Source organism: Muricoccus harenae (assembly GCF_009848505.1).
Lineage (GTDB): Bacteria > Pseudomonadota > Alphaproteobacteria > Acetobacterales > Acetobacteraceae > Roseomonas > Roseomonas harenae.
The window spans coordinates 12,027-30,543 of record NZ_WWDL01000037.1 but is presented as its reverse complement, the minus strand read 5'-3'; the positions used below and the strand labels follow the sequence as shown (position 1 = coordinate 30,543).

The 18,517-nt window shown below is 64.3% G+C and carries 14 protein-coding genes; 13 read left to right on the top strand and 1 reads right to left on the bottom strand.

Annotated elements, in window-relative coordinates:
* Positions 1-37: 37 nt before the first annotated feature.
* Positions 38-1,273, bottom strand: a complete 1,236-nt coding sequence (locus GSE44_RS21495) for an ABC transporter substrate-binding protein (protein WP_159350892.1) — start codon at positions 1,271-1,273, stop codon at positions 38-40.
* Between the two features lie 82 nt (positions 1,274-1,355).
* Here GSE44_RS21495 and GSE44_RS21490 point away from each other — a divergent pair, with 82 nt between their 5' ends.
* The 13 genes from GSE44_RS21490 to GSE44_RS21430 all read left to right on the top strand — a co-directional run bounded on the left by GSE44_RS21490 (position 1,356) and on the right by GSE44_RS21430 (position 18,512).
* Positions 1,356-2,078 (top strand): GntR family transcriptional regulator, encoded by a 723-nt coding sequence (locus tag GSE44_RS21490; protein ID WP_159350891.1) that lies wholly within the window; start codon positions 1,356-1,358, stop codon positions 2,076-2,078.
* 53 nt (positions 2,079-2,131) lie between these two features.
* Positions 2,132-2,866, top strand: a complete 735-nt coding sequence (locus tag GSE44_RS21485; protein ID WP_235925041.1) for an SDR family oxidoreductase — start codon at positions 2,132-2,134, stop codon at positions 2,864-2,866.
* Positions 2,867-3,854: 988 nt separating this feature from the next.
* Positions 3,855-5,120, top strand: a complete 1,266-nt coding sequence (locus GSE44_RS21480) for an ABC transporter substrate-binding protein (RefSeq protein WP_159350889.1) — start codon at positions 3,855-3,857, stop codon at positions 5,118-5,120.
* Between the two features lie 63 nt (positions 5,121-5,183).
* Positions 5,184-6,086, top strand: a complete 903-nt coding sequence (locus GSE44_RS21475) for a branched-chain amino acid ABC transporter permease (RefSeq protein WP_159350888.1) — start codon at positions 5,184-5,186, stop codon at positions 6,084-6,086.
* A complete protein-coding gene (locus GSE44_RS21470; protein WP_159350887.1) occupies positions 6,083-7,051 on the top strand; it encodes a branched-chain amino acid ABC transporter permease in 969 nt (322 codons plus the stop codon). The genes GSE44_RS21475 and GSE44_RS21470 overlap by 4 nt, the downstream gene beginning before the upstream one ends.
* Positions 7,048-7,863, top strand: coding sequence for an SDR family NAD(P)-dependent oxidoreductase (locus tag GSE44_RS21465; RefSeq protein WP_159350886.1), 816 nt, complete (start codon positions 7,048-7,050; stop codon positions 7,861-7,863). Before GSE44_RS21470 ends, GSE44_RS21465 begins: the two co-directional genes overlap by 4 nt.
* Entirely contained in the window at positions 7,860-8,630 is a 771-nt protein-coding gene (locus GSE44_RS21460; RefSeq protein WP_159350885.1) for an ABC transporter ATP-binding protein, read from the top strand. The genes GSE44_RS21465 and GSE44_RS21460 overlap by 4 nt, the downstream gene beginning before the upstream one ends.
* The gene (locus tag GSE44_RS21455) at positions 8,627-9,340 is read left to right on the top strand and encodes an ABC transporter ATP-binding protein (protein ID WP_159350884.1); all 714 of its coding nucleotides are present in this window, start codon (positions 8,627-8,629) and stop codon (positions 9,338-9,340) included. Before GSE44_RS21460 ends, GSE44_RS21455 begins: the two co-directional genes overlap by 4 nt.
* A gap of 1,442 nt (positions 9,341-10,782) precedes the next feature.
* Positions 10,783-12,162 (top strand): exopolysaccharide biosynthesis polyprenyl glycosylphosphotransferase, encoded by a 1,380-nt coding sequence (locus tag GSE44_RS21450; protein WP_159350883.1) that lies wholly within the window; start codon positions 10,783-10,785, stop codon positions 12,160-12,162.
* Between the two features lie 221 nt (positions 12,163-12,383).
* On the top strand, positions 12,384-13,616 hold the full coding sequence (locus tag GSE44_RS21445; protein WP_159350882.1) for a glycosyltransferase: 1,233 nt from the start codon (positions 12,384-12,386) through the stop codon (positions 13,614-13,616).
* 8 nt (positions 13,617-13,624) lie between these two features.
* Positions 13,625-14,863 (top strand): glycosyltransferase family 4 protein, encoded by a 1,239-nt coding sequence (locus tag GSE44_RS21440; protein WP_159350881.1) that lies wholly within the window; start codon positions 13,625-13,627, stop codon positions 14,861-14,863.
* Between the two features lie 22 nt (positions 14,864-14,885).
* A complete protein-coding gene (locus GSE44_RS21435) occupies positions 14,886-17,063 on the top strand; it encodes a GumC family protein (RefSeq protein WP_159350880.1) in 2,178 nt (725 codons plus the stop codon).
* Between the two features lie 3 nt (positions 17,064-17,066).
* Positions 17,067-18,512, top strand: coding sequence for a lipopolysaccharide biosynthesis protein (locus tag GSE44_RS21430; RefSeq protein ID WP_328799097.1), 1,446 nt, complete (start codon positions 17,067-17,069; stop codon positions 18,510-18,512).
* Positions 18,513-18,517 lie beyond the last annotated feature (5 nt).

The window sequence follows — 18,517 nt, the reverse complement described above, 5'->3', positions numbered from 1 at the left end:
CCGCCATCGCATCGGTGACGGGCAGCCTCCAACCGGGTCAGGCAGGGAAGGTGCACGCATTCTCCTCGGATGTCGGTGCGATGGCTTCGAGGTCCTCGCCTGGACCGGGGATTCCGGCGGATGAGGAAAAGATGTTCCAGCGGTTCCGCACCTTGTCTGCAGGAAGCGCGGTAATCGCGTACATCTCCATCATGATCTGGTGGTCCCGCGCCCGGAAATAGCCCTCACGCGCTTTCAGGACGTCGAATTTCGCCCCCTTCTCGAGGTGCTCGACAATCCGCGGCGCCTCGACGCTCTTCAACTCGTTCATGGACTGGGCGATGATCTTGAGAGCGCAGTAATCGCCCCAGGCCTGGTTCTCAGGTGGCCGGTTGAACTTGCGCTGATACGCCGCAACGAAGGCCTTGGTGGAAGGTGTATCCACAAGGTGGTGCCAAACGGTCGGCCAGGTTCCGAGGAAGTTGCCCTGCCCCGCGCCCCAGGCCAGAGCAGTATCGAAGCCGAAGCCTGCGACCGGGAAGGTTAGCCCGAACTCGCTGTACTGCTTCAGGAAGTTGGTGATCTGCGCGCCTGCGAGGTTGAGGATGACGACGTCCGGCCGCGCCTGCCGCAGCTTCAACATGAAGGGCGAGAAATCCGTTAGCTCGGTCGGGATCAGGTCCTCGCCGGCCGGGCGGGCATTGTTGGCCCCCAGGAAGTTCTTGGCCACCCGTAGAAGGTCGTGGCCAAAGGCGTAATCCGCTGTCAGGGCGTAGTACCTCTTCCCGTTGATCTTTCCTTCAGCCAGGAGCGCCCGCCCGACGGACTTTACATACATCGAGTTCGCGCCCTCGATGTGGAACATGAAGCGCCGGCAGTCCGAGCCACGCAGCGCATCCGAATTGGCGCCGGTGTTGATGAACAACGCCTTCTCCCGCTGCACCACCTGACCGATCGCCAGGGCGGAGGCGGAATTGATCTCCCCCACGATGCAGGACACGCGGTCGCGCTGGACGAAGCGCTCGGCCTTCGCCGAGGCGGTCTGCGGGTTCACGCTATCCTCCAGCAGGAGGTCAAGGCGCCGCCCGACGACGCCGCCGGCCGCGTTGATCTCCTCGGCTGCCAGTTGAACCCCCTGGACGGCGTATTCTCCGAGCGGGCCGAGGAAGCCCGTTCGGGGGGTCAGGTGCCCGATCCGCACAACGTCAGGTTGGCCCTGCGAAAGTGCGGGCGCCGCCAGGAGCGCGGTGCTGCCGCCGAGAAGCGCCCGGCGGGAAAGAGCGGGATGCGGCATGGTGATCAGTTTCCTCCGGAACGGCCTATGCGGCTCTTATCGTGATCTGTGATCACAGCTAGGCTGCCGAGCATGAGGCCTTATGTCTAGTGTTTCCTTGATGATCCCCGCCCGCGCACTTGCCGAGTTGCTGCCCCTGGAACGCCGCACACTCGGCGATACGGTCTATGGCCATCTGGCTGAGCTTCTCGTCAGCGGCCGGCTTACACCGGGCGAACGCCTGTCCCTTCGCGAGAGCGCGGCCGCCCTCGGGGTCTCCGTCATGCCAGTGCGGGAGGCCGTGAGCCGCTTGGTGGCCGACAGGGCTCTGGAGATCGCGCCGAACCGTGCCATCCGCGTTCCAAGGATGACCGTGGCCCAGTTCCGCGCCCTTGTGGAAACCCGCAAGGCGATCGAGGGGCTGGCCGCCACCCGGACGGCGGCACACCGGACGTCGGAGCAGCTCGATGCGATCCGCCGGGCCGAGGCAGCCTTCCGGGCGATGGCCGGAAGGGCCCGGCCCGACAAGGTCCAGGCCGTAACGCTGAATCGCGATATGCACTTCACGATCTACGATGCTTGCGGCCTGGATCCGTTGCGCGAGATCATCGTGGGGCTATGGCTGAAGGCCGGCCCCGTCATCAACCTGGACCTGCGCGAGCACCCGGAGCGGCTTCGCAGCGGCAGCGCTGTTCAAAACCATGCCCGGGCGCTCGCGGCGATCGAGGCGGGTGATGGGCAGGAAGCTGCACGAGCCGTCGCAGCCGATATCCAAGATGCGGCGGAGTTCATCATCGCGCGTGGCAGTCTGGCCGAGCATCACTGACAACGGCAGAGGAGCGGAACATGGATCTGGGAATTGCGGGCCTTCGGGTCCTAGTGACTGCCGGCGCCAGTGGGATCGGCCGAGAGACCGTAGAGGCTTTCCTCGAGGAGGGGGCGCAAGTCTTCACCTGCGATGTGGATGGCGCAGCCCTGGCAACCCTGCCGGATACGGTGGGGCGGGTCGTCGCCGATGTCACGGACCGGGCAGCGGTGTCTTCCCTGTTTGAGGCAGCCACGCAAGCCATGGGTGGGCTGGATGTGCTGGTGAACAATGCAGGTATCGCTGGACCGACAGGTCCCGTCGAGGAAATCAACCCGGAAGATTGGGATCGTTGCCTGCAAGTTTGCCTGACCAGCCAGTTCAACTGCGCCCGGCTGGCCGTGCCGCATCTGCGGCGAAGCGATAACCCGTCGATCATCAACATGTCTTCTGCGGCCGGGCAATTCGGCTTTGCCCTGCGTAGTCCCTATGCGGCCGCCAAATGGGGAGTAATCGGCTTTACAAAGTCTCTTTCTATCGAGTTAGGCGAGGCAGACATTCGGGTGAACGCCATCCTGCCGGGCCTTGTGGCCGGGGACCGGCAGCGGCGGGTGCTAGAGGCAAAGGCGCAGCGGAGGGGACTGCCCTTCGCCGAAGTGGAGAAGGCCGCGTTCTCCTACACCTCCATCAAGTCCTATGTTTCGGCGCGGCAGCTTGCCGACCAGATTCTGTTCCTCTGTAGCCCTCGCGGCCGGTCAATTTCCGGCCAGGCAATTGCCGTTGACAACGACATGCGGATGCTGGCCTGAGACGCAGCTGACCGACGCTCTCAGCGGACTGACACCTCAAGTTGCCGATGGCAGCCGCGCGGAAGATGGTGCGACAGTTCCTTGGTACTACCGCTTTATTCCGTCAGCGCCGGGAGGGAGAGTAGCTAGCGGTCATGTCGTTCGAAGTTATTCCGGGCTGCATGTCGTTCACAGTGATGCGCCGCGAGGCGAGGTCACCGCTACGCCGTGGGCAGGCACCGCTACGGCTGCGTTGGTGGCTGGGTAGGCGCTGGCACCGGTGAACCCGGTGCGCAAGGATCGGTCGCCCCGATCTCGCTGACTGACCCTGCACCCATGCAGCGGCGTTCTCTCAGGTCCTCCGCCTCGGAGATGAGGTCGAGCGGAAGGGCCTCTATACCGGCATGCGGAGACGCCGCCGAACGAAGCTTCTTCATATGGCCGCCTACACTCCCACATTGATACCGCTCGGGTGCATCGAGCTAGAGCGGCCGAGTGTCCTCGGAGGCCGCATACATGCTCTCGCACTCTCGTGGCAGATCCCCATCATCTGGACCAGATACTCAGTGGAAGACGCGGCTAAGCCCTTCTCCCAAAAGAGGACCATAGCCAACTCCATAGCGTCATCACGATCGGAATGTCTTGATTGTGCAATGACTCTGCATGGTCATTTCGGACCGGTGTGTCAATAATACCGCTCGCAGGCCGGTGCCCATTTGATACCTGCCTATGCGTCATCCGTTTCGACATCGGAACGAATCGGCACTTCGTTCTACTTCGCGTCACAAGATGCGTCAGCGAGCGCTGGTGCCCAGGCTAACTTTCAACAACCGCGGGAAGCCCTGTCCGCTGCGCGCGTTTCAGCGATCTGCGGGTGAAGGAGGAATGAACCGTGGGTCATCTCCGCAATTGACGTCCGCTCAAACTGCGACCTAGCCTCAACAACAACACAGGCGCCACCGAAGCGCAGCCGCTGCACCGGTCAGGTCCGGGCACGAGGGAGAGAATGATGCTCAAGACCCACCCGGGCGGGCCTAGCCGCCGCGGCATCCTCATGGCGTCTGCAGGGCTTGGCGCCGTCGCGGTCACCGGCTTCCCCATGATTGCAAGCGGCCAGGGAAGACGCCCCATCCGCATCGGTATGCCAACCATTCTCTCGGGTCGGGTTGCACAGCTCGGCATTTCCTCGCGCGACGCGGTGCTGATGGAAGTGGATAAGTTTAACGCGGAGGGTGGGCTCGATGGACGCCCGATCGAGATGATCATCCGCGATAGCCGCGGCGTCCCCGCAGAAGCGGCCCGTCTGGCCCGTGAGATGATAAGCGACGGTGTCGACATTCTCTTCGATGGCGAACCCTCCTCAGGGGGCTTCGCCGTGCACGAGGTGGTGCGCGAGACAGGTACGCTCACCCTGCACATCAACACCGAGACGTCGGCCATGTCCGCCGACCCGCGCCAGCGCTTCTGGAACGCCTTTCGCGTCGCACGCCAAGGCATCCATGACTCCGTCGCAGGCGGGGTATACGCTGCAGAAATCGTCAAGGCGCGGAACTTGCGCCGCTGGATGACGATATCCCCTGACTACGCCTACGGACGCGACACCACCGCCGAGTTCGTCGAATACCTCAGATACTTCACCCCGGACGTGCAGGTGGTCGGCGAGACTTGGCCCAAGCTCTTCCAGCCGGACTACACGGAGAACGTAACGCGGCTCGCCCAGGGACGGCCGCAGGCGGTCTATTCCTGCCTCTGGGCCGGCGACCTCGTGGCCTTTGTCGAGCAGGCCGCGCTCTATGGCCTGTTCAGTCAGTCACAGTATTTCGCGGTCAACATGGCCGATTACACGACCCTGAAGCAGATCAAGCAGCTTCCGCGGGGCGTCCATTCCGGCAATCGGTACCTGTCCAGCTATCCGCCACAACCAGCCAATGCGGCTTTCGCACGGGACTATAACCGCCGCTTCAATAATTACCCGACCAATTGGGCTTGGCAGGCCGCGACCGCCGTTCACCTGACCACTGCGGCGCTGAAGAAGGTTGGTGGAACCGACCCACGCCAGCTCGCGGCAGCGCTCAAGGGCCTGACCATCGATAGTCCCTTCGGTGCGGATGGCAAGGTGACGATGCGAGCCGAGGACCAGACACTCGTCGGCTACGCGATCGGCTGGGGCACGACCATTCCCACCGAGCCTTATGTGGAAGGGATCCAAACTGCGAACTGGAGCCAGATCTTCCAGCTCGAGCAGGAATGGAAGAAGGGCAAGGGCTGGGCCTGATGCATTCGCGTGGGGGTTGCGGCCATCGCAGCCGTCATCCCTCCTCTCAGCCGGAGCGTCAACATGGATCTTGGTGAACTCGTCTCCTGCGTTGGCTCCCTTTCATGCCTGGTCACACAGGTTTCGGCAGGCCTCACGATTGGTCTCCTGCTGTTCCTTGTCGCTTCCGGCCTCACGCTGATCTTCGGAGTGCTGGGTCTGGTGAATTTCGCGCATGGCACACTCTACATGCTCGGCGCGTATTTCGCCCTCTCCGCCTATGCCGCGACGGGCAGCTTTCTTGTTTCCACCCTGGCCGGAACGCTCGGCGTCGCGACGTTCGGCCTGCTGATCGAGCGAACGCTATTCCGCCGCATCTATGGTGCGGACGTGCTGATGCAGCTTCTCGTCTGTTACGCGCTCATCCTGATCATGGACGACGTGGTCAAGATCATATGGGGCGGTGACTTCCTGAAGATGGACATGCCCGACACTTTCCGGCGCCCGCCCTTTATCATCGGCGGCGGCATCGTCCCGCTTTTCTACCTCGTGCTCTTCGGCGTAACTCTTGCCGTGGCCTTGCTCCTGGCACTCTGCATGGGCCGGACGCGCTTTGGCCGCACCGTCCGGGCGGCTGCGGTCAATTCCACCATGGTCGCTTCGCTGGGTGTGAACACCAACATGGTCTTCGCCGCCGTCTTTGCGATCGGCGCGGCACTCGCCGGGTTGGCAGGGGCGCTCTCCGCTCCGATCCGCTCAGTGGTTCCGGGTGCCGGCGTCTCCATCCTGATCGAGAGCTTCATCGTCACCGTCATCGGCGGCATGGGTTCTATCGGCGGGGCCCTGGTCGCCGCTCTGCTGATCGGGCTCACCCGCTCCTTCGGCTCAATCGGCTTCCCACTCTTTACCGAAGGGCTGATGTTCCTGATGATGGCTGTGGTCTTGCTGCTGAAGCCGAGCGGCCTCGCCGGGAAGCACCCGGCATGAGCCGGTTCTCCGGTTGGCGCGGCGATGTCCTCGTGGCACTCATCGCCTTCAGCTTGGTCGCTGCCCTCTCGCTTGGCGTCGGCTCTCATGCGCTGATCGACTTCATCATCCGCCTCGGCATATTCGGTCTGCTGGCTTTGTCGCTGAACCTGCTGATCGGGACCGCTGGCCTTGTCTCCTTCGGCCATGCGGCCTTCTTCGGCAGCGGGGCTTATGCCTTCGGCTTGCTGATGCAATCTGGCGGCTGGTCTGTCCCCGCGGCGGTGCTTGCCGCCCTCACTGGAAGCGCCCTGCTCGCCCTCGTCATCGGCGTGCTGTGCGTGCGCCTGTCTGAGATCTACTTCGCCTTCCTCACCCTCGCGTTCCAGATGCTCATCCACTCGATGGTTATATCCTGGGTATCACTCACCGGCGGCGACCAGGGCCTCATGGGCGGCATTCCCAAACCGCCGTTCCTCGGCGTCGAACTCGCGCGCCCCGCGCATCTCGCCCTCTTCTCCGCCTTCTGCCTAGCGCTGTCTGCGGTGCTGCTGCGGCAGGTGATCCGCTCGCCCTTCGGCGTCGCGCTGCGCATGCTACGAGACAATCCCCAGCGCGCAGCCTTCCTGGGCCTTTCAGTCTTCCGCTACCGGCTCGGCGCGTTTGTCATCGCCGGCACCTTCGCTGGCCTCGCGGGCGTGCTGATGGCGCTCTACGTGTCCGGCGCATTCCCGACCTTCCTCTACTGGACCACCTCGGGCGAGGCGTTGTTCATGATCATGCTAGGCGGCATCGGGACCTTCCTCGGTCCCATTCTCGGCGCTGCGGTCTTCCTGTTCCTCAGCGACCGCATTTCCGGCTTCACGGAGCACCACGGGCTGTTCTTTGGCGCTATCCTGCTCCTGCTCGTCCTCGGGCTTCGCAAAGGCATGCTAGATTGGGCGGTCGATGCCTGGCGCGCCCGCGGAAAAGGGAGAGGTGTATGAGCACAGGGCCTTTCACCGGCCGGATTGCAGCCGTAACCGGCGGCGGCAGCGGCATCGGCGCCGCATGCTGCCGCATGCTTGCTTCACGCGGTGCGAAGGTGGCGGTGCTGGACGTTGACAGGGCTGCCGCCAAGGCCGTGGCAGCTGAGGTGGGGGGCGCCGCCTTCACGCTCGACGTCGGGCGCATGGATGCCAATGAGGCGACAGCCGCAGCCGTGCAGGCGGAGCTCGGCCCAGCCGATATCCTCGTTACCTGCGCCGGCGTCCTCCAGCGCCCCCTCCGCGCGGAGGAGATCACTGAGGCGGAAGTCGCGCGTGTCATCCGGATCGACCAGATCGGCACCTGGAACTCCGCGATGGCATTCGGACGCCGCATGGCCATGCGAGCTTATGGCTCGATCATCACCATCGCTTCCATTGCGGGTGTTCGCTCGATGCCCCTGCACGCCTATTCCCCGGCCAAGGCGGCGGTGATCGAGATGACGCGCTGCCTCGCAGCGGAATGGGGGCGGTCAGGCGTCCGGGTCAATGCAGTCTCGCCCGGCTTCACGCGAACCCCTGGCCTGCAGGCCGAGATCGAGCGTGGCGAACGTGACGTCACGCGCCTCGAGGACGCCAGCGCACTTGGGCAGATGATCATGCCCGAGGACGTCGCCGAGGCGGTGTGTTTCCTGGCCTCGGACGCGGCCCGCGCGATCACGGGCATCAACCTGCCGGTGGATGCCGGCTGGCTCGTGGCCGGCTCATGGGCAGCCTATGGCGGCCTCCCTGCGGCGCGCGGGAATGCTGCGACAAGAGGCCGAGGCGCATGAGGGGCGGCCGGCTCGAACTGCAGGGGCTCCGCCGAAGCTTCGGCGGCATTGTCGCCACCAATGACGTCTCTCTGGATTTCGCCGCAGGCTCACTCTCAGCCATCATCGGCCCGAACGGGGCCGGCAAGACAACATTGTTCCATCTGATTACCGGCCTCCTTGCCCCCACAGCCGGACGCGTGCTGCTCGACGGCGAGGACATTACTGGCCGCAACCAGCAAGTCATCGTCCGCCGAGGCATCGGTCGCGCCTTTCAGGTGGCGAACCTCTTCCCAAGCTTTACTGTGGCCGAGAGCCTCGCGGCCGCCATCCTCACGCATGAGGGCCGTACCGCGAACCTGTTCCGCGCCTTCCCGCCCACCGATATCGTCGGACGGGCGGGCGAGGTGATGGAGCTCTGTGGCCTTCAGCACCTGGCCGGTGCACCGGCGCGGCAGCTGTCACATGGCGACCAGAAACTGCTGGACATCGCCCTCGCCCTGGCGCTGGACCCAAAAGTGCTGCTGCTTGACGAGCCGACCGCCGGCATGGGCCCTGATGAACGCTGGCGGATGATTGGGTGCGTGCACCGGCTTTGGCAGGCGCGGCGGATGACTCTGATCTTCATCGAGCACGACATGGACATCGTCTTCCGCATCGCCGAGACAGTGCGCGTGCTGCGCTACGGCACCGTCTTAGCCCAGGGCACGCCGGAGCAGATCCGCCAGGATCCTGCCGTCATCGAGGCGTATCTCGGTAGCGAGCACGCGCTCCAGGCGGCGCCGTGAGCGAGCCGGAACTGTCCGTGCAGGGGCTCGACGCCGCCTATGGCGCAAGCCAGGTGCTGTTCGGCGTCTCATTCGACGTCGGCCGCGGCGAGACCCTTGCCCTTATGGGCCGGAACGGCGCGGGCAAGAGCACGACCCTCAAGGCCATCGCCGGCGTTCTGCCACCACGTGCCGGACAGGTCATTCTACGCGGGAAGGATATGGCCGGACGCAAGCCCTATCGCGTGGCGCATAGCGGCATTGCCTACGTACCGGAGGACCGCCAAGTCTTTCCGGAGCACACGGTCGAGGAGAACCTCGAGATTGCGCAGAAGCGCGGGCTCGATGGCACTGCTGGATGGACCATCCCCCGCGCCTTCGAGAGCTTCCCTCTACTCCTGCCGTTGCGCCGACGCATGGCCGGGCGTCTCTCGGGCGGCGAACAGCAGATGCTAACCATCGCCCGTGCGCTGATGGGCAACCCTGCCGTGCTGCTCCTCGACGAACCTTCGGAGGGCTTGGCGCCGCTGATCGTTGCGGAGATCGGCCGCCTCATCCGCAAGCTCCGCTCTGCTGGAACCACCATTGTCCTGGCCGAGCAGAACAGCCGCTTCTGCCTCGCCGTCGCGACCCGCGTCGCTGTGATCGACAAGGGCGGCATTGTCTGGCACGGCGACGTGGAGCAGTTCCACACAGATCCGACGGTGCAGAGCCGATATCTGCAGGTTTAGTCCAGCATCAATGATGTGACCGGTTCCGCGTTTATGCTGCAGGCTACCTGCTATCTCGTAGTGCCTGATGGGGCAGCCTTGGGGAGTCAATACAACGGAACCTAATGGCGAGTGCTGAAGGCTGTGCGGACCGGGCTAGTAAGCGTGCGGGGCGCGGTGGACCGCTATCGCGCCGTTAGCCGGCTAGGTAGAGGGTACTCCCTTGAAGCCGAGCCCATCGAGCAGGCGCGCCAGCGTTAAGGCGCGCGTCTGATCGGCACGTCCGGGTCACCCGGGGCCTCGCGCGATGCTCTGCCCCTCTTGGATTTCGGGACAGAACCTGGCCTCAGACGTTGACGAGGGACGGCGCTCCGCGGTCCTGACGACCGCTGGGCGGGGTCAAGCCGCTGCTGCCACGGGGGTTAGTGCAGCAAGCGCCGTCGGCCCGGGAACGGGCTCGCGCGGCCCAGGGGGGCATCTAGTTTGTGTTTTGGGCGGACCGTCAGTGGCACAACGTGCCAACCCGGTCGGGCGGCTACGGCGAGCCAGCTTGCTGTGGCCCGGCGGGTGGCATGCAGTCGATCTGGCGGAGGCTTCACCGGGTGCCGCTGGAGAGGCCGCAGGATCCTGGTGCCCTGAACTGAGGCCGAGCGGCGCTCGGCGACGTGAGCCTGCCTGCCGAAGGACGACGGAAGTCGGACCCAAGCCGGCGGACCGCGGCGGGCCGGGCGCGAAGCGCCACCTCGCCGCCGACGTCCAAAGGACGCCGTTAAACCTGACGCTCAGCGTGACCAATCGCCACGACAGCCGCGAGTTCGTGCCCACCCCGGACGCGGTGCCGGGGCTGCGGGCCAGACATCAAAGCCGGCTGACCGGCGACCTGCCAAGCTCCACACCGGCAAATCTTGATGATCGCCGGCGCTGTCACCGCGAGTGCCGCACCCGCGGCAATGTCCCGCGTATCGCCCGCAGCATTGAAAGCGGCAACCAGGCGATGGTTCCGCCTCCGTCGGTCCTGGAACGCCACGGAAGCGCCCTGCTGCGCTTGCTGTACTCGCGGTGCCCCGTTTCCCGCACGGCCTCCCCCACGAGATTGTGTGGCCGCCTGCCGCAGATCGCTGAGCCCAGCGCGCCGCAACATAACTTGGAATCGTCCATAAAATTGGCGCGCAGTCACAACCCACACGGTAGTCGGAGCAATCCCCGTCCTGCATCCTTAAACATTAGGAACCCAGTCGCATGATCTTTGTTCCTATTCTACCGGGGATTGACCCGAACCTTCCAAGTTGAAGCTCAATAAAAGTCTCCCGGCCTCAAGTGCAAGCGTCTACATTCCGCTTCGCTGCACTGCACCGCGCTTAGGCGCCGCGACCTAACAGTCGGACGGCGGGAGATGGACGTTGGACAGGCAACCCGAAGACACACAGCTCCTCGTGGATCACCCCGGACCTTCCCGGAACGTCATGTGGGACGTTGCGAAGGATGCCTGCGGGAAGCTCCGCTTCACCGCCCACCCAACCGTCCAGCGGGCGGCGCGGAACATTAACATCCGCCAAACCGTCTACATTATCTCTTGGGTCGTCGAGCTCGCCGCTATCCTCGGCTTCGCTGCAGCCTGCCAGCAGATCGCTGTGCGAGACGCAGATGCTCTGGAAGAAGTCGTGCCAACGACCATGGCTGTCCTCGGAGCCGCCATCATCATCCGTCAAGCGCTGGCGCTGGTGGACGCTCATCCACTTGCCACCAAGCTTTGCTCGCCAAGCCTCGGCGCTCTGGGCCTCGCTGCCGCCTTCCTATTGCTAATTCTCGTCCAGGCTTGTGTGGACGCAAACGAGGTCTGGTGGATGGTCGTCTGGGCGGCGCTATCAGTTGCATCGACCTTCCTGATCAGGACTGCTGTTTGGCGTTCCCCATGGGGGCTTCACGGTGGTGGTGTCGCCGTACTCGGCCAGAAAGACGCGGCACAGGAGTTAACCTCCGCGCTGTCCGGGCACGGGCGGCGCCCCGTGGTCACCTGCCTTCCCCACGATGCGCCCGCAAGCCTCACCACCCTGCGTGCCATGGTCGAAGACGGCCATGTGGAAGCTGTGGTCCTCACTGCTATTCCGCCGCAGGAGCTCGCTCCCATGCTAAACCGCCTGGCAGACCTGCCCATCGGCATATACATGGTGCCGAACTTCGGCCTTACACAAGCACCGCTTCCCGACGTCATCGAGCTTCTGCCCAATCTCCTGACAGGGCCACGCGGGCTAGCGAAGCGCGCAGTGGATCTTGCCGGGGCCTCTGCCGCACTCCTGATATTCGCCCCCCTTCTTATTCTGGCGGGCCTTCTTATCCGCCTCGAAACCCCTGGACCGATCCTGTTTCGGCAGGTTCGTTTCGGCCTCGGCGGCCGCGCGACTGAGGTGTGGAAGTTTCGCACCATGCATAACGACAAGCAGGATATTGCCGGTGAGGCGCGAACCCTTGCACGTGACCCGCGTGTCACACGTGTCGGTCGCTGGTTACGCCGCCTGAGCATCGATGAGCTTCCGCAAATCTTTAATGTGCTGCGCGGTGATTTGTCGCTCGTCGGTCCGCGCCCGCATGCGACCAAGATGAAGATCGAGGGCGAGTACTACGCCGATGCTGTGTCACAGTATCCAATACGGCACCGCGTCAAGCCCGGCATTACAGGTTGGGCGCAGGTGAACGGCTCCCGCGGCGAAGTGGACACGCTGGAGAAGGCCAGACGGCGCGTCGATCTGGACCTCTGGTACATCACGAACTGGAGCTTGGCCCTCGACATCTGGATCATCCTCCTCACAGCAGCAGGTGGCTTTGCCACCCTGAAAGCCGACTGAGGCATGATGTTGAATTGCCACAACAGGGCAGCAGGTCGCACGCCGCGGCCAGCAACTGAGGCTCTCGTAACACGGCTTGAGCGCCAGGGAACGGCCCGGAGTAACTCCCAGCGGCAGCGCACCCTACAATGCGGTGGAACCCCCACCTACGGTCTCCTTCAGCCCCTGCCATTCACCGGCCGCGGCTCGTTCTGTCGTGGGCACGTGCGCGGGTATCGGAAATGAGGATCGCCCTTGTTTGTGACTCCATGTCCGCCTACGGCGGCGCCGAGCGAGTGATAGAGCAAATCCTGACTGTTTTTCCCTCGGCCGATGTCTTCGCGGTTGTCGATCTCGTACCGGACGCACAACGCGCCTTCCTCGGCGGCAGGACAGTCCAGACCTCATTCTTGCAGAAGGTGCCGGCGATCCGGCGTGTCTACCGCAAGCTGTTCCCATTGTGGCCGCTGGCGGTTGAGCAGATTGACGTCACGGAATACGACCTTGTCATTTCGAGCCATCACAGCGTTGCCTACGGCGTGCTGACGCGGCCTGGGCAGGTTCATGTCTCCTACGTTCATTCGCCCATGCGTTACGCATGGGACCTCCAGCACCAGTACCTTAAAGATTCGCGGCTCGACCGCGGGCTGCTGACCTTCCCCGTGCGTGGTGCTCTGCACCGGGCGAGGGTTTGGGATTACGTGGCCGCACAGCGGCCCGAGGCCCTCGCCACCAACTCGGCCTTTGTTGCGGAGCGGCTCTGGCACACGCACCGCCGACGGTCCTCCGTTATCTATCCTCCCGTGGCCGTCAAGCCGCATCCGCCCACGACGAAAGGTGACTACTATATCTCACTGGGCCGACTAGCGCCCTACAAGCGTGTCGACCTGCTGGCGAAGGCCTTTGCAGCGATGCCGCATCGCCACCTCAAGATCATAGGTGACGGCCAGGACTTGCAGCGGATCAAGGCGCTCCGCGCACCCAATGTCGAGGTACTCGGCTTCCAACCGGATGAGGTTGCAGCTGAACTCCTGGCAGGCGCCAAGGCCTTTCTCTTCGCTGGCATCGAGGACTTCGGAATTTCGGCGGTCGAGGCGCAGGCGGCGGGCACGCCCGTGATAGCCTACCGCGCGGGCGGGTTGATGGAGACGGTGCGCGGACTCGATCAGAGTACACCGACCGGCGTCTTCTTCGATGAGCAGACGGTTCCATCCATCGTGGCCGCCGTGGAGAGGTTCGAGCAAAGGCAGCATCTCGTTACAATTGGCGCCTGCATGGCCAACGCGGCCCGCTTCAGTGAGCAACAGTTCCGGCAGGCGTTCGGCAGCTTTGTGGAGAATGCCCTTGCTGGTGGAGGGCGCCAACAGTGGCTGCCCCGGCACGAAGTCGCGTCCGAGATCAAGGCGGAGCTTGCCATGCGTGACGCTGCTGTCGCGCCGGCCGACCTCGCCTCCTTCTCAAGTGCAGCAACATGAGTCACCAAATGCGGCAGCTCACCGGCCGGAACGGATCTGGAGAGATACAGAGCGCCGATGCCGGGCGTCCAAGGGTCCTCTATGTCTCGGCCGTAGCCGAGATGAAGGGCGGCGCCGAAGCTGTCTTGCTCGACATGGTCCGCAGTCCATTTGTTCAGGCTGCACTCGCAGTCCCCGGCCCCGGCGCCCTGGCGGATTGCGCGACCGCCGCGGGAGTTCCCGTGCACTTCTATTCGCTTGGTCACGTCAGTGCCGTCCAACGGCCCCTCCAACTCGGGCAGGTGTTGCGGGTCGGCCGCGATACATTGCTGCTGGCACGACAGCTCGCTGACCTCGCGCGGGGCACGAAAGCCGACCTAGTCCATGCAAACGGCTTGAAGGTCCATGTCGGCGCATGCTTGGCGCGGTTGCTACACGGCACCCGGTCCGTGATCCACATGCATGATGTTCCGTTCTCACGCTCTGAACAGGTCATCTGGTCGGTTCTGCACTCGCTCGCCGGGCATACCATCGCGGCATCCTCAATTTGCTTCCCGCAGCATGACGGGCGATCTTCACGCATCTCACTCCTGCGGCAAGGGGTGAACATGGAGGCAGCCCTGCAGCGGAGGACCCTCCCCGCTCGACCCGTCATCGGATTCCTCGGCCGGTTCCATCGCTTCAAGGGCACGCATCTCCTCCTCGACTGGTTCGAGGCAGCTGCAGAAGAGTTTCCCGCAGCCAAACTGCTCCTGAGGGGGCGGGTTGACCCAGAAGGCGAGGCGTATTGGGCGGCCCTGCAGCCTCAGATCGAGCGGCTTGTTTCGGCCGGTCGGTGCCGGGTCGAGGAATGGCGAGGAGCGGAGGCCGATCCCTTCCACGAGATCGACATCCTCGTCGCTCCATCCGTTCACCCGGAGGTCGGGCCGCGTGTCATCATGGAGGCAATGCTGCGGGGGATCCCGGCAATCGGCTATCCCGCGGGTGGTGCCCTCGAGATGATCCCCGATCCAAGCCTTGGGGCACATGCAGCGGGGGCTGAGCAGTTTCGTGACGCCCTCCGGCGGCTGCTTTGTCCAACGGCTTATGAGGCGGTAAGTGCCGCAGCGCTGGAACACGCGCGCCGCCACTTCGGAATTGACCGCTTCTGGAAGGATCTGGCGCAGGCGCACGCCACCGCCCTAGCGGGCCCGCGGCCGGCGCACAGCATCACGACTGACGAGCGGCGGCGCTCCCCCATTCTCCACCACTGGCGGAGCGGCGCATGACGATTGGCGAGGAGGTTGCATCATGAGGGCTGCTCTGGTTTCCAGCTCGGCAGCATCCCGTGACATGGCTCCAGCGTCGGAGATGTCGCTTGGAGCGTTGTGGAGCGTCCTTTGGCGGCATCGCTGGTTTTTGGCGACGTGGATGCTGCTTCTGGTGGCCGTCTCGACGGTGCTCATTTTCAGCCTACAGCCGCGTTACCGCGCAACAGCGCTGGTCACGCTCGACACGCGACAGATCCGGTTTGCCGAGGTGAGCACACCTGTCTCGCAGCTGAGCACACCGATGGACTCCAGCTACGTCAGGACCGAGGTGGAGGTGCTGGCTAGCGACAGCATTGCGCGGCAGGTCGTCACGGAGCTGAATCTCGCCGAGAATGAGGAGTTTGCTTCCAGGCCCTCGTTGATGCACCGGGCGATGGCTGCCCTTGGGCTTCGTCGTGCGGACTCCGATGAGCCGCCCAGCCCGGAGCAGCTGATCCATCAGACGGTCGCCGCCTACCGGTCGCGGCTGACCGTCTTTAGTGATGCCCGGTCCTACGTAATCACCGTTTCCTTCGACGCGGCCGACCGAGACTTTGCTGCCTTCATCGCCAATCGCCATGTGGAGACATATATCGCGCGTCAACGCGCCACGAAGGACCAGGCACTTGCCAGTGCAACTTCATGGTTGGACCGCGAAGTCGCGGCGCTGTCCGAGCGGGTTCGTCAATGGGAGCAGGCAGTGCAGGCCTATCGTGAACGTCATGGCCTCTTCATGATTGATTCCGGGCGTGGAGCTAACTCCGTTGCTCAGCAGCAGCTAGCGGAGGCGCTGGTTGAGCTGACCCGAGCCAGGGCCGATCTTGCGATCAAGCAGGCCCGCCTCCAGCAGGCGCGGGACCCGTCCAGGAGCTCGAGCATACCGGAGATCGTGGGCTCTTCCGTGATCGCGAGAATGCGCGAGCAGGAGATGTCGGCGCGTCAGCGCCTCGCCGAGCTCGCAGGCATGTCGGGTCCGAATCATCCTTTTGCCGTGCCGCTGCGGGAGCAGATTGCCGAGAGCAGGCGACAGATTGAGGCCGAACGCACAGCCATCCTCGGTAGCATCGCGGCTGAGGCGGCTATTGCGCAGACCCGCGAGGCTGAGTTGAGGCAAATCATATCCAGGCTGGAGCTGCGTTTGGCGGAGTCGGAGCGTGACGCCGCCGGGCTTCGGGACATCGAGCGTGAGGCCGCCGCGACCCGGTCCCTCTACGAGAGCCTCCTGGCACGCCAGAAGCAGGTGGCAACCCAGGTCGGCATTCAGCAGGCTGATGCGCAGCTCAGTTCGCGTGCGGTACCGCCGCTGGTTCCGGCCTTTCCGAACAAGAAGCTCTTCCTGGCCGTGGCCATCGTCGTCTCTGGTGTCACCGGAGGGGTGCTTTCCCTCCTGCTTGATCGGCGCCGAAAGGGGTTCGGTACCATTGAGGAGACGGAGATGGAGATGGGGCTGCCAGTCCTCGCAGCGCTGCCAAGAGCCCCACGCGGCCCTCTCGCCCTTGCTGGCCAAGTGGTATCCGACCCGAGATCCCTTGCGGCGGAGGCTGTCCACAGACTGCGCAGCATGCTTGGGACGCGGCAGGGTGGCATGCCGGCGGTGCTGTCGGTTACCTCCGCCCTTCCCGGCGAGGGCAAGACAAGCGTTGCACTGGCGCTCGGCCGCAGCCTTGCCGGATCGGGTTTTCGCGTTCTGTTGATCGACGCCGATCTGCGCCAGGGAAGGCTTGCGCAAGTTCTATTTCGGGAGCCGCCTGAGTTCAGCACATCCGATGTTTTAGAGGGTGAGGTGCCGCTGGCGCTTGCCGTGATGCGTGACCCGGCCTCGTCACTTCGGATCTTGGCGGCAAAGGGCGATGCTGTCGCACCGCAGGATCTGCTCGTGCCGGCGCGGCTGGAATCCCTGCTGGCCGAGGCCCGCATGAAGTACGACCACATCATCCTCGACACGGCACCGTTCAGCGCGGTGGCTGATGCGATGGTGGTCGGCCGCGTCGCGGACGAGACACTGCTGGTGTTGAAGGCGGAGACGACGCCCGCAAGCGCCGCTGCATCTGTAATCAAGGCCTTCCGGACGGCGCGGCTCCCCTTGGCAGGTTTGGTTCTCAACGCCGCCGATCCGCGGAACGCGGGACTGATCGGTTACCCGCGGACAGTCCTCAAGATCAGCCAATCAAGAGCGTAGTGCATGGAGAGAGAGGCCATGCCGCCACGCACGCGCTCTATCTTCCTGAAGATAGTCCGGCAGCCGGAAGGCATTCGGGCTGCCCGGACGGTCATGGCTGCGGTTGCGCTCCAACTCGGAGGGCGGTTTGCGCGCCTCGGCCGAGGTATTCTCCGCGGTCAGGGGACTGGCTTCGCCTTCGCACAGACATTGACGACGCAGGTCTTCGTGTTGGTCCTCAACTTGGCGACGGGTGTTCTGACGGCGCGGCTGCTTGGGCCGGAAGGGCGCGGCCAGCTTGCGGCTCTCTCCATCTGGCCGCCTTTCGTGGCCGCGCTCGTGGCTTCCGGGCTTTCCGCTGCGCTTGTGCACCAGATACGGAGTGCGAAGAGCGAGGATCGGGGCGCGGTTCTCGGCGCCGCTTTGACCGTCGGGCTACTGCTGGGCGGAGTGGGTGCAGCCACGACCTTCACGCTGATGCCACTCGTGTTGGGGGAGCGCTACTCGGACGATCTGGTCAGTCTGGCGCCCGTTGCCGCCGCGGTGACCATCCTTTGCCTGCTCATCCTCTTGATAAGGAGCGCCCTCACCGCCTTTGGCCGCTTCAGCAGCTTCAACCTGGCCGCGTGGGCGGATCCGGCGCTGTACTGCGCCGGACTTATTCTCGCGACGCTCTGGGCTCCGCTTGACGCAACACGAGCCGTGTTCTGCCTGTGGCTTGCAACGGCGATCTGTTTCATCGGGGTTGCCATTTACCTCTTCTCTTTCGGCCAAGTGACCCTCCGCGGAGCAACGCGCTTCTTCCGACCGCTCGGCTCCTTCATGGCGCGTGCCGCAGGCGGAAGCATCCTGGGTACGATGGTCGCGCATATGGACCGGCTCGTGCTGCTCGTCCTGCTGCCCGCCGAGGCGTTCGGCCTTTACGTCGTGGCGTTCAGCCTTTCCCGCATGCTGGTTGTGGTGCAGACGGCGGTCAGCGCCGTGGCGCTTCCTGCACTGGCGGGGCAGTCGCCCGCAGCTGCCAGTGCCCTCTACCAGCGGATGTTTCGCCTAGTCCTCTGCCTCCTCACTGTCGCGGGCATTGCCGCATGGGCGCTGGGCGGTTTCGTTCTGTCGGTCCTTTACGGGAAGGACTTTTCCGCGGCGCAGCCCATCTTCATGATTCTGGTTCTGGAGGCTGCGGTCGCCTGCCTCTCCCAGGTAACGGCGCAGCTTTACATGGCCATGGGAAGGCCGGGCTTCACCTCCCTCGCGCAGCTCGTCTCCTTCGTGGTCCTCTGCACCGCCCTCCTGACGCTCGTTCCACTCCTCGGCGCCCCCGGAGCGGCGCTGGCGATTCTGCTGTCATCATCACTGCGGCTGGCTATGCTTCTCGTTGCCCTCCCTGGCGCACTCCAGCTTCCCAGGCCAACCCTCTCGCCCATCAGGGCCGAGCTCTTAGGCTATGTTCGTGGAGTGGCGCGGCTGTGAGCTCC

Bases quoted from the DNA above. Each gene is read 5' to 3' on its own strand.
- GSE44_RS21475 (WP_159350888.1), top strand. From the start codon at position 5,184: ATGGATCTTGGTGAACTCGTCTCCTGCGTTGGCTCCCTTTCATGCCTG.
- GSE44_RS21460 (WP_159350885.1), top strand. From the start codon at position 7,860: ATGAGGGGCGGCCGGCTCGAACTGCAGGGGCTCCGCCGAAGCTTCGGC.
- GSE44_RS21495 (WP_159350892.1), bottom strand. From the start codon at position 1,273: ATGCCGCATCCCGCTCTTTCCCGCCGGGCGCTTCTCGGCGGCAGCACC.
- GSE44_RS21490 (WP_159350891.1), top strand. From the start codon at position 1,356: ATGTCTAGTGTTTCCTTGATGATCCCCGCCCGCGCACTTGCCGAGTTG.
- GSE44_RS21445 (WP_159350882.1), top strand. From the start codon at position 12,384: ATGAGGATCGCCCTTGTTTGTGACTCCATGTCCGCCTACGGCGGCGCC.
- GSE44_RS21470 (WP_159350887.1), top strand. From the start codon at position 6,083: ATGAGCCGGTTCTCCGGTTGGCGCGGCGATGTCCTCGTGGCACTCATC.
- GSE44_RS21450 (WP_159350883.1), top strand. From the start codon at position 10,783: ATGTGGGACGTTGCGAAGGATGCCTGCGGGAAGCTCCGCTTCACCGCC.
- GSE44_RS21440 (WP_159350881.1), top strand. From the start codon at position 13,625: ATGCGGCAGCTCACCGGCCGGAACGGATCTGGAGAGATACAGAGCGCC.
- GSE44_RS21465 (WP_159350886.1), top strand. From the start codon at position 7,048: ATGAGCACAGGGCCTTTCACCGGCCGGATTGCAGCCGTAACCGGCGGC.
- GSE44_RS21480 (WP_159350889.1), top strand. From the start codon at position 3,855: ATGCTCAAGACCCACCCGGGCGGGCCTAGCCGCCGCGGCATCCTCATG.
- GSE44_RS21435 (WP_159350880.1), top strand. From the start codon at position 14,886: ATGAGGGCTGCTCTGGTTTCCAGCTCGGCAGCATCCCGTGACATGGCT.
- GSE44_RS21430 (WP_328799097.1), top strand. From the start codon at position 17,067: ATGGAGAGAGAGGCCATGCCGCCACGCACGCGCTCTATCTTCCTGAAG.